Here is a 13,205-nt window from a genome sequence, read left to right on the forward strand (position 1 = left end):
GCGATTACTCAGGCACGATCCAGCTTACTGAGGTATGACCGGTTCCTGCCGGAACCAGTTTGCTGTGCAACCACGGCAGAACGCTGTTCATCTGTTGCTCCAGCTTCCACGGCGGGTTAATGACAATCATGCCTGACGCAGTCATACCACGCTGATCGCTGTCCGGGCGCACTGCCAGTTCAATTTGCAGAATTTTGCGGATGCCGGTCTCTTCCAGGTCGTGGACCATGCGCTTGATTTGCTGACGCAGAACCACCGGATACCACAGCGCATAGGTGCCGGTCGCGAAACGCTTGTAGCCTTCGTTAATACCGGTCACCACCGCCTGGTAGTCGCTTTTGATCTCGTAGGGGGGATCGATAAGGATCAACCCGCGACGGGAAACCGGCGGTAATTTCGCTTTTAGCTGCTGATAACCATCGGCCTTGGCCACGCGTGCGCGCTCATCTTTCTGAAATTCGCCGCGCAGCAGAGGAAAGTCGCTCGGGTGCAGTTCAGTTAACTGCAGGCTGTCCTGTTCGCGCAGCAACTGGCGAGCAATCAACGGAGAGCCAGGGTAGTAGCGCAACTGACCGCTACGGTTGAAGTGCTGCACCACGCCAATGTAGGGTTCCAGTTCGGCAGGCAAATCGTCCTGCTGCCAGATACGGGCGATCCCTTCCAGATATTCACCGGTACGTTCGGCATGCTCACTGCTCAGCTGATAACGGCCAGCGCCAGCATGGGTATCCAGATAGAGAAACGGTTTTTCTTTCTCTTTGAGCGACTCGATGATCAGGCTCTGGACGGTGTGTTTCAGGACGTCGGCGTGGTTGCCAGCGTGATAACTGTGGCGATAACTGAGCATGGGTAAACGTGTTCCAGGTTATAAACGTAGGCCCGAAAACAGCGCGATATCGGGCGAAAATAAAGCGTATCGCCACAGTATACAGAAAAGTCGTCACTGCCGCGAAAGCGCAACGCCTGGCATTGAAATCCTCTACACTTAACCCCATTGTACAAATTAATATGCACAGCGCCGGATACGCGCTTCATTCACTCTTTTCAACAGGACCGCGCTAATGACCAATCCATTGCTGACTCCCTTCGAACTGCCGCCGTTTTCTAAAATTCAGCCTGAGCACGTCGTGCCTGCCGTCACTAAGGCGCTGAACGATTGCCGCGAAAACGTTGAACGCGTGGTTGCGCAGGGCGCGCCGTACACCTGGGAAAATCTCTGTCAGCCGCTGGCGGAAGTTGATGACGTGCTGGGGCGTATTTTCTCTCCGGTCAGCCATCTGAACTCGGTGAAAAACAGCCCGGAACTGCGCGAAGCCTATGAACAAACGCTGCCGCTGCTGTCTGAATACAGCACCTGGGTTGGACAACATGAAGGCCTGTACAAAGCGTATCGCGACCTGCGTGATGGCGATTATTACGCCACCCTGAGTACCGCACAGAAAAAAGCGGTCGATAACGCGCTGCGCGATTTTGAGCTTTCTGGTATTGGTCTGCCGAAGGAAAAACAGCAGCGTTATGGTGAAATCGCCACCCGTCTGTCCGAGCTCGGCAACTTGTACAGCAATAACGTCCTTGATGCCACGATGGGCTGGACGAAGTTAGTCACCGACGAAGCCGAGCTGGCAGGTATGCCGGAAAGCGCGCTGGCTGCGGCGAAGGCTCAGGCGGAAGCCAAAGAGCAGGAAGGCTATCTGTTAACGCTGGATATCCCAAGCTACCTGCCGGTGATGACCTACTGTGACAACCAGGGGCTGCGTGAAGAGATGTATCGCGCTTACTCCACCCGCGCGTCTGACCAGGGGCCGAATGCGGGCAAATGGGACAACAGCCCGATAATGGAAGAGATCCTCGCGCTGCGCCACGAACTGGCACAACTGTTGGGCTTTGAAAGCTACGCCTTTAAATCGCTGGCCACCAAAATGGCGGAAAACCCGCAGCAGGTCCTCGACTTCCTGACCGATCTGGCGAAACGCGCCCGTCCACAGGGTGAGAAAGAGCTGGCCCAGTTGCGCGCCTTCGCCAAAGCGGAATTTGGCGTTGAAGAGCTGCAGCCGTGGGATATCGCTTACTACAGCGAGAAACAAAAACAGCATCTGTACAGCATCAGCGATGAACAACTGCGCCCATATTTCCCGGAAAACAAAGCCGTTAACGGCCTGTTTGAAGTGGTTAAACGTATTTACGGCATTACCGCTAAGGAGCGCACCGATGTTGATGTCTGGCATCCGGAAGTTCGTTTCTTCGAGCTGTATGACGAAAACAACGAGCTGCGCGGCAGCTTCTACCTCGACCTGTTTGCCCGTGAACATAAACGCGGCGGGGCGTGGATGGACGACTGCGTCGGCCAGATGCGTAAAAGTGACGGCACGTTGCAAAAACCGGTCGCCTACCTGACCTGTAACTTTAACCGTCCGGTGAACGGCAAACCCGCACTGTTTACCCACGATGAAGTGATCACCCTGTTCCACGAGTTCGGTCATGGTCTGCACCACATGCTGACCCGTATCGAAACCGCCGGTGTTTCCGGGATCAACGGTGTGCCGTGGGATGCGGTCGAGCTGCCAAGCCAGTTTATGGAAAACTGGTGCTGGGAGCCGGACGCGCTGGAGTTTATCTCCGGTCATTATGAAACCGGCGAACCACTGCCGAAGGAACTGCTGGATAAAATGCTGGCGGCGAAAAACTACCAGGCAGCGTTGTTTATTCTGCGTCAGCTGGAGTTCGGCCTGTTTGATTTCCGTCTGCATGCGGAGTTTGATCCGCAACAAGGGGCGAAAATCCTCGACACGCTGGCCGAAATCAAGAAACAGGTCGCCGTGGTGCCGGGCCCAACCTGGGGCCGCTTCCCGCATGCCTTCAGCCACATTTTTGCAGGGGGCTACGCGGCGGGTTACTACAGCTATCTTTGGGCCGACGTACTGGCGGCGGATGCCTTCTCTCGCTTCGAAGATGAGGGGATTTTCAACCGTGAAACCGGACAGTCGTTCCTCGATAACATCCTCACCCGTGGCGGTTCTGAAGAGCCTATGGCGCTGTTCAAACGCTTCCGTGGCCGTGAGCCGCAGCTGGATGCGATGCTGGAGCATTACGGGATTAAAGGCTGATTATTCACGTGAAAATCTGCTTAGTCGATGAAACAGGCGCCGGAGACGGCGCCTTATCTGTTCTTGCTGCCCGTTGGGGACTGGAACACGATGAAGATAACCTGATGGCGCTGGTGATGACGACAGCACATCTGGAACTGCGCAAACGCGATGAACCCAAGCTCGGCGGTATCTTCGTCGATTTTGTTGGCGGCGCAATGGCTCACCGGCGCAAGTTTGGTGGCGGTCGCGGCGAAGCGGTGGCGAAAGCGGTCGGTATTAAAGGCGATTACCTGCCGGATGTGGTTGATGCCACTGCCGGGCTGGGACGCGATGCGTTCGTGCTGGCCTCGGTGGGCTGTCGTGTGCGGATGCTGGAACGAAATCCGGTGGTCGCTGCGCTGCTTGATGATGGCCTGGCGCGGGGCTATGCGGACCCGGAAATCGGCCCGTGGCTGCAGGAACGTTTACAGCTAATCCACGCCTCAAGCCTGACGGCATTAACCGATATCACGCCACGCCCGCAGGTGGTCTATCTCGATCCGATGTTCCCACATAAGCAGAAAAGTGCGCTGGTTAAGAAAGAGATGCGCGTGTTTCAGTCGCTGGTGGGGCCGGACCTCGACGCCGATGGGCTGCTGAAGCCGGCACGTCAATTGGCCACTAAACGCGTGGTAGTGAAGCGCCCGGACTACGCGCCACCGCTGGCGGATGTCGCCACGCCGAACGCGGTAGTTACGAAAGGGCATCGGTTTGATATTTATGCGGGGACGGCGTAGTTTCCAGGCCGGATAAGGCGGTAGCCGTATCCGGCATTACGGCTTAAACAAACGGCGCGTACGGATCGGCAACTTCAAACGCTGCCGCACGCTCTGCCTTCGGCGGGTAAATCAGCTCGCTGACAATCGACACCTTCAGCTTTTTCGCTTCTGCTCGCGTCAGTTTCACCTGTTGGTCCCATCCTTCGGTATACACCGCGCCCCACGCGCCGAGATCCAGACAGGTGACGTACATTTCCTGGCGATACGGCAGTGGTGCCACGTTCAGCAAGCTGGCGGCGGCATTGTTACCGGCGAATTTACCCAGCAAAATGGCGTGCTGGCAGGTCATCAGCGCATGATTGCCTTTGTCATCGGTGGCCGCATAGGCGACGTCACCGGTGGCGTAGATATCCTCATGGCCCACCACCTGCAGATTGCCGTTTACATGCAGTCGACCCTGACGATCGCGCGGGGCGTTAATCTGCCCGGTCAGGCCGCTAGCCTGAACACCGACGGTCCAGATAACCGTTTGAGAGGCAATTACCTGCCCATCTTTCAGCGTGACGCCGCAGGCATCCACGCACTCTACTTCCGCATTAACCAGCCATTCAACGCCCAGTTCAGCGGAGGCTTCGATAATCACGTCGCGTAATTCCTGGCTCCAGCGTCCGCCAGGCTGAGCACCGCGCTCAACTACGACAATTCTGGTCTTAGCATCAGTACCCAAAATCTCGCGCAGACGGCCCGGTAATTCCAGCGCCATCTCAATCCCGGTAAAGCCGCCACCGCAGACCACGACCGTATTGCGAGCCTCGCTCTCTGGCTGCTGCGCCAGATCCTTAATGTGTTGCTCCAGTACGGCGGCGCTTTCGAGCTGGTCGAGGTCAAACGCGTACTCGGCAGCACCGGCAACGGCGTCGCGGTTTACGTGACTGCCGCTGGCGAGTACCAGGCGGTCGTAGCGGCGTAAATGAATTTCACCGTTGGCATCTTGCCAACTGACTTCTTTAGAGTCCGGGAGGATCTGCTCGACGTGACCTTGCAGGAAGTTGACGCCAGTGACGTCAAACAAGGGTTGCAGCGGTGCGACCAGGGTTTGCACGGCGCTTTCATAAAAGCGCGGGCGGACACGCAGCTCTGGCTGTGGCGCAATCACTGTAATATCAATGGGCTGCTGGTGTTTGTCCGCCAGTCGCGCGGCGCTTAATGCTGCCCACATACCGGCAAAGCCGGCGCCCACGATCAGAATTTGTTTATGCATTGGTTTTTTCTCACTGGTGACTACGAATTATTTACTCGGATTTTATTTATCGTAGTTAAGGATTGCAATGCGATCGAGATTCTTTTTGCCTTAAAGGGTGGGGGTTTTTATTATCTGTTTGATAAATATGTATTTAAATTTTAATTGTGAAGAGGGGTACTTTGCTGTCTGGAATGAGTGAAACGAAAAAGCTACAATCAACTCAGATTAATTTTGGCTGAGATAAGAGAATGGCATTCTACAGTTCCGGGGTTGAGTACGGTATTCATAGCCTGATGTGTATGGTCGACAGTAAGGGCGATGCGCGGGATATGAGCGTGCGGGAAATTGCCGAACTGCAAAGCGTACCGTATGACTATCTGGCGAAAATTTTCACCCGTCTGTCGAAAGCGGGCCTGGTACGCAGCATTGAGGGTAAGGGCGGTGGTTTCCAGTTGGCTAAACCCGCTGAACACATCACGGTGCTGGATGTGGTGAATGCCATTGATGGCGATAAACGCATCTTTGAATGTCGTGAAATTCGCCAGCGGATGGCGGTATTTGAGGAACATCCGCCCCAGTGGGCCTGTGAAGGCATTTGTGGTGTACGTTCGGTAATGGACATGGCCCAGCAGCGGATGGAAGAAGCGCTCGGTCAGCATACGATACTGGACTTGGCGCGCAAAATGTACCGCAAAGCGCCGGACACCTTTGTGGTGGAAGTGCAAGAGTGGATAGACGCGCGTAAAGGGTAGTGAGTGAAAATGCCCGATAGCGCAAGGCGATCGGGCATGTTGAATGTAGGCCGGATTGGGCAATAGCCTCCATCCGGCACTGAAGGTTATTGCTCGGTGCTTGGCGTATTAATCATGCGGTTCAGCCATGGCACCATAATCGCCATCACCACCGTTACGGCCAGGGTCACCAGACCAATCTTACTGAAGACGTTGGTGTAGATAGGCAACGTTTGCAGCGGGTCGGTGATGTTCTCAGGTACAGCGGTGAACGTCGCGACATAACCCCCCATCAGGAAGGCGGCGGCCTGCGTCAGGAACCACATCCCGAGAATGAAGCCCATCAGATGCTGCGGCACGAGAGCGGCGACCATCGCCAGTCCCAGGGCGCTAATCAGTAGTTCTCCCAGGCTCTGGAACAGATACACCAGCACGATAAACCACGGCGATGTCAGCCCCTGCGCATCAGCAAACCACATCCCGGCAGCGGCGGCCGTCAGGAAGCCCAACGAGCACAGGAACATACCGAGCGTAAATTTCATCGGCATGGTCAGGTCTTTGCCTTTGTTTCCCAGACGGGTATAGATTGCGGCCAGCACCGGACTCGCCAGTACCACCCAGAACGGGTTCAATGCCTGGAAGCTTACCGGGTTGATGGCGAAACCAAGAATTTCATGATGCACGTTATTGATAGCAAAGAAGTTCAGCGAAGTTGGCATCTGCGCGTACAGCACGTAGAACACCACCGCTTCCAGCATCAGGATAAAGGCCACGAACATCTTGTTGCGCCCGGTTTTATCCAGTTTGAATGCCTGACGAAAGAAGATGATGGTCACGGCAATCGACAGGACGATCAGCACCAGGTTGGCAATCTGCACGTTATGCATCAGCCAGGCACAGATAAATACCATCACTACCGTACCAGCCAGCACGTACAGCAGATTCCGGAAATTCAGCGGCTTATGGTCCGGCTCTGAACCGATATTCTTCACCATTCCACGGCAGGCAAAGTAGACCAACAGCGCGACAATAAGCCCGGCCCCACACAGGTTGTAGGTCACCGCGTAGCCAAACTTATCGGCAATCACCGGTGCCAGCGACAGCGATAGCAGCGAGCCGATGTTAATCGACATATAAAACAGAGTGAAAGCCCCGTCCAGACGAGCGTCTTTCGGTGGATAGCATTTTGACAGCAGGCTTGCCGGGTTGGCTTTAAAAAGCCCGTTACCGACGGCAATGGTACCCAAAGCAATAAAGATCAGATCGGGCTTAAGCAGTGACATCCCGGTCATGAAGTAGCCTATCGCCAGCACAATGGCGCCAAGCACCAGCGTGCGCTTGGTGCCTAAAAGGTGGTCGCCGACGTAGCCGCCGATCGAGATCAGACCGTAGACCAGCGCGGCAAATGCACCAAAGGTGACAAACGCCTGTTCCTGCGAAAAGCCGAGCTGCTTAACAAAAAATACCGCCAGGATGCCCTGAACGCCGTAATAGCCAAATCGTTCCCATAATTCCACAAAGAAGATCATGAAGAACGGACGAGGTTGCTGCAGCAAGCCCGTAGGTGCAGTTTTATTCATATTCCATCGCCTTTCAAAGCCATCCCGAAAAGTATGAACGCGTATGCTTAAACGCGCCGAAAAAGTCTTATTTTGTTATAGACTGCGGTTATTGACCGCAAGCGTAGAGTATTATAGAGATAGTTTTCGATCCAATTAGTTGATCACACTAATTATGATTTATTTGTTGGATTGATGTACTAATTGAGTCTGGATGATAAAAACAAAAACGCCCGCACAGGCGGGCGTTTACAGGCTTTACGACTTGCAGCGCGCCGGGTTATCTCCCGACGGCCAGCGTTTTATGCTTCTTCGTCGTCACGCAACGGAACAATCAACATGTCGACGTGGACGGTGTTGATCAGTTGGCGTGCGGAGGACATCAGTTTGCTCCAGAAATCCTGGTGGTGGCCACAAACGACCAGATCCATGTCGTATTTTTTGATGGCATCAACCAGAACCTGACCCAGGTCGCCGCTACCGCTCAGGGTTTCGGTGATAGGGTAGCCTGCATTTGTGGAAAGCTCGGTTAGCGCGTGGTGGGTTTCTTCAGAAATGCGTTTCTGCATGTCGCCCAGATTCACGTCGATAAGCCCGGTGTACAGGTCGGAATAGTTTACGTCAACGTGGATAAGGGAGACTTTAGCATTGTAAGGCCGCGCCATAGAGACCGCTTTTTCAACCAGAACTTTGCTTTCCGGAGAAAGATCAACCGCGATAAGAATGTGTTTATAAGCCATAGTGTTACTCCTTCCATAAGTTGTCGATGACTAGCCTGCTGGCATTTACCTGCCGCCGCGTCATCCGCGTCCTGCGAACCTTGCGCGCGGGGCTAGCCCAGTCGTAAAAACGTACCATATAAGGACTATCCTTACATTATAGCGACCAGGATAATCCGTCAATCCACCTTGCTTGCCAAGCAGTTAAACAAATTTTTTAGTTAATTGCATTGATAGCGATTAACCTTCTGGCAAAAAAATTAACTAATCTCCTACACTATCTAGAGAGGCGTTCGGATGCGTGATACTAATACGAACGGTTCGACAGAACTCTTCACTGAATGATTTGGCAGGGTATCGGGGAGCGGTAGTCCCGGAAAGGAGTTCCGTGGGCGGGTCGCCGGGGAGGAGGTATGATTAGCACCATTGCATTGTTCTGGGCTTTATGTGTCGTTTGCATTGTTAATATGGCGCGCTATTTTTCTTCGTTACGCGCACTGTTAGTGGTACTTCGTGGTTGCGATCCATTGCTTTACCAGTATGTAGATGGTGGGGGCTTTTTTACCTCGCATGGGCAACCAAACAAGCAGATGCGTCTGGTGTGGTATATCTACGCTCAGCGTTACCGCGATCATCATGATGATGAGTTTATTCGCCGCTGTGAGCGGGTTCGCGGTCAGTTCATTCTCACCAGCGCGCTATGTGGCCTGGTGCTAATCAGCATGATTGCGCTGATTATCTGGCACTGATGCCAACGACAGATACAAAAAAAGCGGGCCAGTTTTCTGACCCGCTTTTTTTCCGTGCATTCGCTTAGATAAGCTTCAGAGAGAGCCAGTAAAGCCCGCCGGAAAGAAGAATTGCGGCTGGCAGGGTGAAGACCCAGGCCATCAGAATGCTGGTCACCGTTTTACGCTGTAAACCGCCGCCATCAACAACCATCGTTCCTGCAACGGAAGAGGAGAGAACGTGCGTGGTGGAAACAGGCATACCGGTGTAGCTGGCGAGACCGATAGAGACTGCGGCGGTCATCTGCGCCGACATCCCCTGAGCATAGGTCATGCCTTTCTTACCGATTTTCTCACCGATAGTCGTCGCCACACGACGCCAGCCAATCATGGTACCAATGCCCAGCGCCAGTGCGACGGCCATAATGATCCAGATAGGTGCATACTCAATGGTGCTCAGCATGTCAGCTTTCAGTTTCTTCAGCAGACGCTGGTCGTCAGCGCTTACGCCAGGCAGTTTCACCACTTTATCGGTGGTATCAGAGATGCACAGCATAATGCGACGCAGTTGACCGCGCTGTTCAACGCTTAACTTGTCGAAAGTTTCCAGATTCGCCAGCATACCTTTCGCACGCTCCAGCGCGTTAATAGTATTAGCCGGGTGACAATGGAACTCGTTAGCTTGCGTTGGTGCGCCCGCTTCCGGAGATGGAATCAACTGATCCACGCCGGTGGCTTGCTTCAGCAGGTCAGGGCGTTGCTGGAAGAAGATTTCGACGTTATTGATTGCATCGCGGGTACGGGTAATTTCGTAACCGGAAGCATTCATATTTACTACGAAACCAGCGGGGGCGACGCCAATCAGCACCAGCATCACCAGACCAATGCCTTTCTGCCCGTCGTTAGCGCCATGAGAGAACGCTACGCCGATAGCGGAGAGGATCAGTGCAATACGCGTCCAGAACGGCGGCTTTTTCTTACCGTCTTTCTTTTCACGTTCTGCTGGCGTCAGGTGGATACGGGCACGTTTTTTCGTACCGCTCCAGTAGCGACGCAGAATGAAAATGAGACCACCTGCAACCACCAGACCGACAATCGGCGAGATGATAAGCGAGGCAAAAATACCCATTACTTTCGGAATGTTAAGTGCATCTACCACAGAAGTGCCGGTCATCAGCGCATTGGTTAAACCAATACCGATAATGGCACCAATTAGCGTGTGGGAGCTGGATGCAGGCAAACCAAAGTACCAGGTACCCAGGTTCCAGATAATTGCTGCCAGCAGCATGGAGAACACCATGGCGAGGCCATGTGACGATCCCATATTGAGCAGCAGATCCGTTGGCAGCATATGCACGATGGCATATGCCACGCTGAGACCGCCCAGCAAAACACCAAAGAAGTTGAACACCGCAGCCATGACCACCGCCAATTGCGAACGCATTGCACGGGTATAGATCACGGTTGCGACAGCATTTGCTGTATCATGGAAGCCGTTAATCGCTTCGTAGAACAGCACAAAAGCCAGAGCAAGCAATAGTAAAAGCCCGGTATGTAAATCCAGGCCAGCAAACAAATGTAGCATAGGACGTTACGCCATTTTGAGGACATGAACGCGGCGCATTATCAGTGACTTTGGCGGCGCGGGCAAAGTGAAATATAGAGTTTTTTTGATTTGTCTCCTGCTTTGTTTTACACCACTAAAGAATTATCCTATATATTTCAGATAAATACCCTTTATCGATAGTTTGGTGCTGGTGCGACCACTGAGGAATCTTTACAATTCACACCCGCTTTTTTGAGAGGATCGCAACGTGGAAAGGTTTGATACCGTTATTATAGGCGCTGGCGCAGCAGGTATGTTTTGTGCCGCGCAGGCAGGACAAGCAGGTAGTCGTGTACTGCTGATTGATAATGGTAAAAAGCCTGGACGTAAGATTCTCATGTCTGGCGGGGGCCGATGCAACTTTACCAACCTTTATGTCGAACCGGCCGCATATTTGAGCCAAAACCCGCATTTTTGCAAATCGGCGCTGGCGCGTTATACGCAGTGGGATTTTATCGATCTGGTGGGCAAACACGGCATTGCCTGGCATGAAAAAACGCTGGGTCAGCTGTTTTGTGATGATTCCGCCCAACAAATTGTCGATATGCTGGTGGCGGAATGCGAAAAAGGTAACGTAACTATGCGGTTACGTAGCGAAGTCCTGAGCGTCGGGCGAGAGGGTGATGCTTTCATCCTCGAATTGAACGGGATGACCGTGGGCACGAAAAATCTGGTTATTGCCTCTGGTGGTCTCTCTATGCCGGGTCTGGGCGCGACGCCGTTTGGTTATAAAATTGCCGAGCAGTTCGGCCTGAACGTATTGCCAACGCGCGCAGGTCTGGTGCCTTTCACCTTACACAAGCCGCTGCTGGAGCAGCTTCAGGTTCTCTCTGGCGTATCCGTTTCCTCCGTTATCACCGCCGAGGACGGCACCGTCTTTCGTGAAAATCTGCTCTTTACGCACCGTGGGCTTTCTGGCCCGGCCGTGCTGCAGATTTCCAGTTTTTGGCAACCTGGTGAATTTGTCAGCATTAATTTGTTGCCAGATGTTGACCTCGCGAGCTTCCTCGATGACCAACGCAGTGCTCATCCTAACCAGAGCTTAAAGAACACCCTGGCAATGCAGTTGCCAAAGCGGCTGGTGGAATGTTTGCAACAGCTTGGACAAATCCCGGATGTTTCGCTTAAGCAGCTTAATGTGCGCGATCAGCAAACGTTGGTCGAGACACTAACCGAGTGGCGGGTACAGCCGAACGGTACGGAAGGGTATCGTACCGCTGAAGTCACGTTGGGCGGCGTTGATACCAATGAGCTGTCATCGCGCACGATGGAAGCACGTAAAGTACCGGGACTCTATTTTATCGGCGAAGTTATGGACGTCACCGGTTGGCTGGGCGGCTATAACTTCCAGTGGGCATGGTCGAGTGCCTGGGCGTGCGCGCAGGATTTGGCGCCAGCCTGACTGTGATGCCCGACAACCTGAGCTGTCGGGCGTTATCATTAGTTCAGACCCAGAAAATACTGGGCGATTTTAAAGTAGATAATTAACCCGGTACCGTCGATAAGCGTGGCGATAAACGGGGCCGAAACCACGGCGGGATCAATGCCGATACGCTTGAGCACCATGGGGATCACTGATGACACCACGGCGCTCCACAGCGTAATGCAAACCAGCGTCAGGCTGACGATCAGCGTGATTTCCATGCCGATACCCATCATCCACGCGCGCAAGCACCCTGCCAGACCCAGCGTCAGAGCGATCAGCAGCGAAGTTGAAACTTCTTTGCGGATCACCCGGCCCATATCGCGCAGCCGCACTTCCCCCAGCGCCATTGAACGTACCAGCGTCGAAGTGATCTGCGTACCGCTGTTGCCACCAGTACCAATTAATAGCGGAATAAAAAAGGCCAGGGCAATCGCGGATTCCAGCGCTTCTTCAAAATGCTGAAGCACGCTGCTGGTATAGGCTTCTGCGACAAACAGCAGCAGGAGCCAGACCGAACGTTTTTTCCACAATGTCCACGGACTAATTTCCAGATAGGGTTTTTCCAGCGGCAGCGTGGCGCCCTGAAGCTGAACGTCTTCGGTAACATCATCTTCCTGTAGATGAGCGATCTCTTTTTCCATCAGACAACCAATCAGCTCGCCTTTCTCAACGACAGCAACCAGGTCGACTTCGCGTTCGGCTAACTCGGCAACGACCTGCGCCCGTTCATCATCAGGCTTTACATGAAATAAACAGCTGTCCGTAAGATGGTTGATGTTAAGCGACGTATCTTTTTCCTGTAATAAGCGCTTGATGGATAACACCCCGCGCAGCGCCTTTCCTGCCACAACAAAGACCTGGCCTGGAATATCATCTGTTGTGAGTTGGGAAACAAAGTATTCGCGAGCGCCGTTCACGCTGAGATGGTCGGGTAGAGTAATAAAATCGGTGCGCATATATTGCGCGATAGCGTCGCCATTGAAATCCGGCATAGGATGATGGGCGGCGCAGAGTGGCATAGATGACATGATGTAATTCCCTATAAAAAATCTCTCATAGGGGCGAACAAGACAGGGTTAGCGCAGGCAGATCCCTACGTCCTGGTTTTAGCACTGAACAACGTATCTGTCCGATGGTGAAATCGTCAGAAGTTACCTTGGCAACACCTTGATTCGATGGATGCCTGTATTTCCCTGAGTGGTCTCTCTCGATACCAGCAGGGCGGTAACTTGTATTTGTACAGGAGCCTCGCCATAACGAGATCGGTAAATGAGCCGCTATTATAGGGATGCCTAATCATTGATTATGTTTATAGTTGCGATTGTTTATCAATCGTTGATATACGAAAT

General features: G+C 53.3%; 11 protein-coding genes and 1 riboswitch. Of the genes, 5 read left to right on the forward strand and 6 right to left on the reverse strand.

Features of this window, described 5'->3' with window-relative positions; genetic code table 11:
- Positions 1-4: 4 nt before the first annotated feature.
- Positions 5-847, reverse strand: coding sequence for a 23S rRNA (adenine(2030)-N(6))-methyltransferase RlmJ (locus On2M_RS01145; protein ID WP_187259780.1), 843 nt, complete (start codon positions 845-847; stop codon positions 5-7).
- Between the two features lie 214 nt (positions 848-1,061).
- On the opposite strand from On2M_RS01145, the gene prlC reads away from it, so the two are divergent.
- Complete coding sequence (prlC, locus tag On2M_RS01150; RefSeq protein WP_151223965.1) at positions 1,062-3,104, forward strand: oligopeptidase A; 2,043 nt, start codon at positions 1,062-1,064, stop codon at positions 3,102-3,104.
- A gap of 8 nt (positions 3,105-3,112) precedes the next feature.
- On the forward strand, positions 3,113-3,862 hold the full coding sequence (gene rsmJ, locus On2M_RS01155; protein ID WP_210904175.1) for a 16S rRNA (guanine(1516)-N(2))-methyltransferase RsmJ: 750 nt from the start codon (positions 3,113-3,115) through the stop codon (positions 3,860-3,862).
- Positions 3,863-3,905: 43 nt separating this feature from the next.
- On the opposite strand, the gene On2M_RS01160 is transcribed toward rsmJ, so the two are convergent.
- On the reverse strand, positions 3,906-5,105 hold the full coding sequence (locus tag On2M_RS01160; RefSeq protein WP_210904176.1) for an NAD(P)/FAD-dependent oxidoreductase: 1,200 nt from the start codon (positions 5,103-5,105) through the stop codon (positions 3,906-3,908).
- A gap of 230 nt (positions 5,106-5,335) precedes the next feature.
- On the opposite strand from On2M_RS01160, the gene On2M_RS01165 reads away from it, so the two are divergent.
- Positions 5,336-5,839, forward strand: a complete 504-nt coding sequence (locus On2M_RS01165; RefSeq protein WP_210904177.1) for an Rrf2 family transcriptional regulator — start codon at positions 5,336-5,338, stop codon at positions 5,837-5,839.
- An 86-nt stretch (positions 5,840-5,925) separates the two neighbouring features.
- On the opposite strand, the gene dtpB is transcribed toward On2M_RS01165, so the two are convergent.
- Together dtpB and uspA are read right to left on the reverse strand one after the other, a co-directional pair.
- Positions 5,926-7,398 carry a dipeptide/tripeptide permease DtpB gene (gene dtpB / locus On2M_RS01170; protein ID WP_048215357.1) on the reverse strand — a complete coding sequence of 491 codons (1,473 nt, stop codon included), beginning with the start codon at positions 7,396-7,398 and terminating at the stop codon, positions 5,926-5,928.
- Positions 7,399-7,679: 281 nt separating this feature from the next.
- Positions 7,680-8,117 (reverse strand): universal stress protein UspA, encoded by a 438-nt coding sequence (gene uspA / locus On2M_RS01175; protein WP_003023368.1) that lies wholly within the window; start codon positions 8,115-8,117, stop codon positions 7,680-7,682.
- 392 nt (positions 8,118-8,509) lie between these two features.
- Between uspA and uspB the strand changes: the two genes are divergently transcribed.
- Positions 8,510-8,845, forward strand: coding sequence for a universal stress protein UspB (gene uspB / locus On2M_RS01180; RefSeq protein ID WP_151216907.1), 336 nt, complete (start codon positions 8,510-8,512; stop codon positions 8,843-8,845).
- Positions 8,846-8,909: 64 nt separating this feature from the next.
- Here the strand turns inward: uspB and pitA are convergent, their stop codons facing one another.
- Positions 8,910-10,409 (reverse strand): inorganic phosphate transporter PitA, encoded by a 1,500-nt coding sequence (pitA, locus tag On2M_RS01185; RefSeq protein WP_187253825.1) that lies wholly within the window; start codon positions 10,407-10,409, stop codon positions 8,910-8,912.
- Between the two features lie 229 nt (positions 10,410-10,638).
- Here pitA and On2M_RS01190 point away from each other — a divergent pair, with 229 nt between their 5' ends.
- Positions 10,639-11,832 (forward strand): NAD(P)/FAD-dependent oxidoreductase, encoded by a 1,194-nt coding sequence (locus On2M_RS01190; protein ID WP_210904178.1) that lies wholly within the window; start codon positions 10,639-10,641, stop codon positions 11,830-11,832.
- Between the two features lie 38 nt (positions 11,833-11,870).
- Here the strand turns inward: On2M_RS01190 and On2M_RS01195 are convergent, their stop codons facing one another.
- Positions 11,871-12,884 carry a magnesium transporter gene (locus tag On2M_RS01195; RefSeq protein WP_151216906.1) on the reverse strand — a complete coding sequence of 338 codons (1,014 nt, stop codon included), beginning with the start codon at positions 12,882-12,884 and terminating at the stop codon, positions 11,871-11,873.
- A 56-nt stretch (positions 12,885-12,940) separates the two neighbouring features.
- Positions 12,941-13,124, reverse strand: a riboswitch (M-box (ykoK) riboswitch).
- Between the last annotated feature and the right edge of the window lie 81 nt (positions 13,125-13,205).

It is taken from the genome of Citrobacter sp. On2M, assembly GCF_018035235.1.
Classification (GTDB): Bacteria; Pseudomonadota; Gammaproteobacteria; order Enterobacterales; family Enterobacteriaceae; genus Citrobacter; species Citrobacter meridianamericanus.

What these genes read in the sequence shown, in the direction of transcription:
- On2M_RS01145 (WP_187259780.1), bottom strand. Translation starts at nt 847, where the DNA reads ATGCTCAGTTATCGCCACAGTTATCACGCTGGCAACCACGCCGACGTC.
- prlC (WP_151223965.1), top strand. Translation starts at nt 1,062, where the DNA reads ATGACCAATCCATTGCTGACTCCCTTCGAACTGCCGCCGTTTTCTAAA.
- On2M_RS01160 (WP_210904176.1), bottom strand. Translation starts at nt 5,105, where the DNA reads ATGCATAAACAAATTCTGATCGTGGGCGCCGGCTTTGCCGGTATGTGG.
- On2M_RS01165 (WP_210904177.1), top strand. Translation starts at nt 5,336, where the DNA reads ATGGCATTCTACAGTTCCGGGGTTGAGTACGGTATTCATAGCCTGATG.
- dtpB (WP_048215357.1), bottom strand. Translation starts at nt 7,398, where the DNA reads ATGAATAAAACTGCACCTACGGGCTTGCTGCAGCAACCTCGTCCGTTC.
- uspA (WP_003023368.1), bottom strand. Translation starts at nt 8,117, where the DNA reads ATGGCTTATAAACACATTCTTATCGCGGTTGATCTTTCTCCGGAAAGC.
- uspB (WP_151216907.1), top strand. Translation starts at nt 8,510, where the DNA reads ATGATTAGCACCATTGCATTGTTCTGGGCTTTATGTGTCGTTTGCATT.
- pitA (WP_187253825.1), bottom strand. Translation starts at nt 10,409, where the DNA reads ATGCTACATTTGTTTGCTGGCCTGGATTTACATACCGGGCTTTTACTA.
- On2M_RS01195 (WP_151216906.1), bottom strand. Translation starts at nt 12,884, where the DNA reads ATGTCATCTATGCCACTCTGCGCCGCCCATCATCCTATGCCGGATTTC.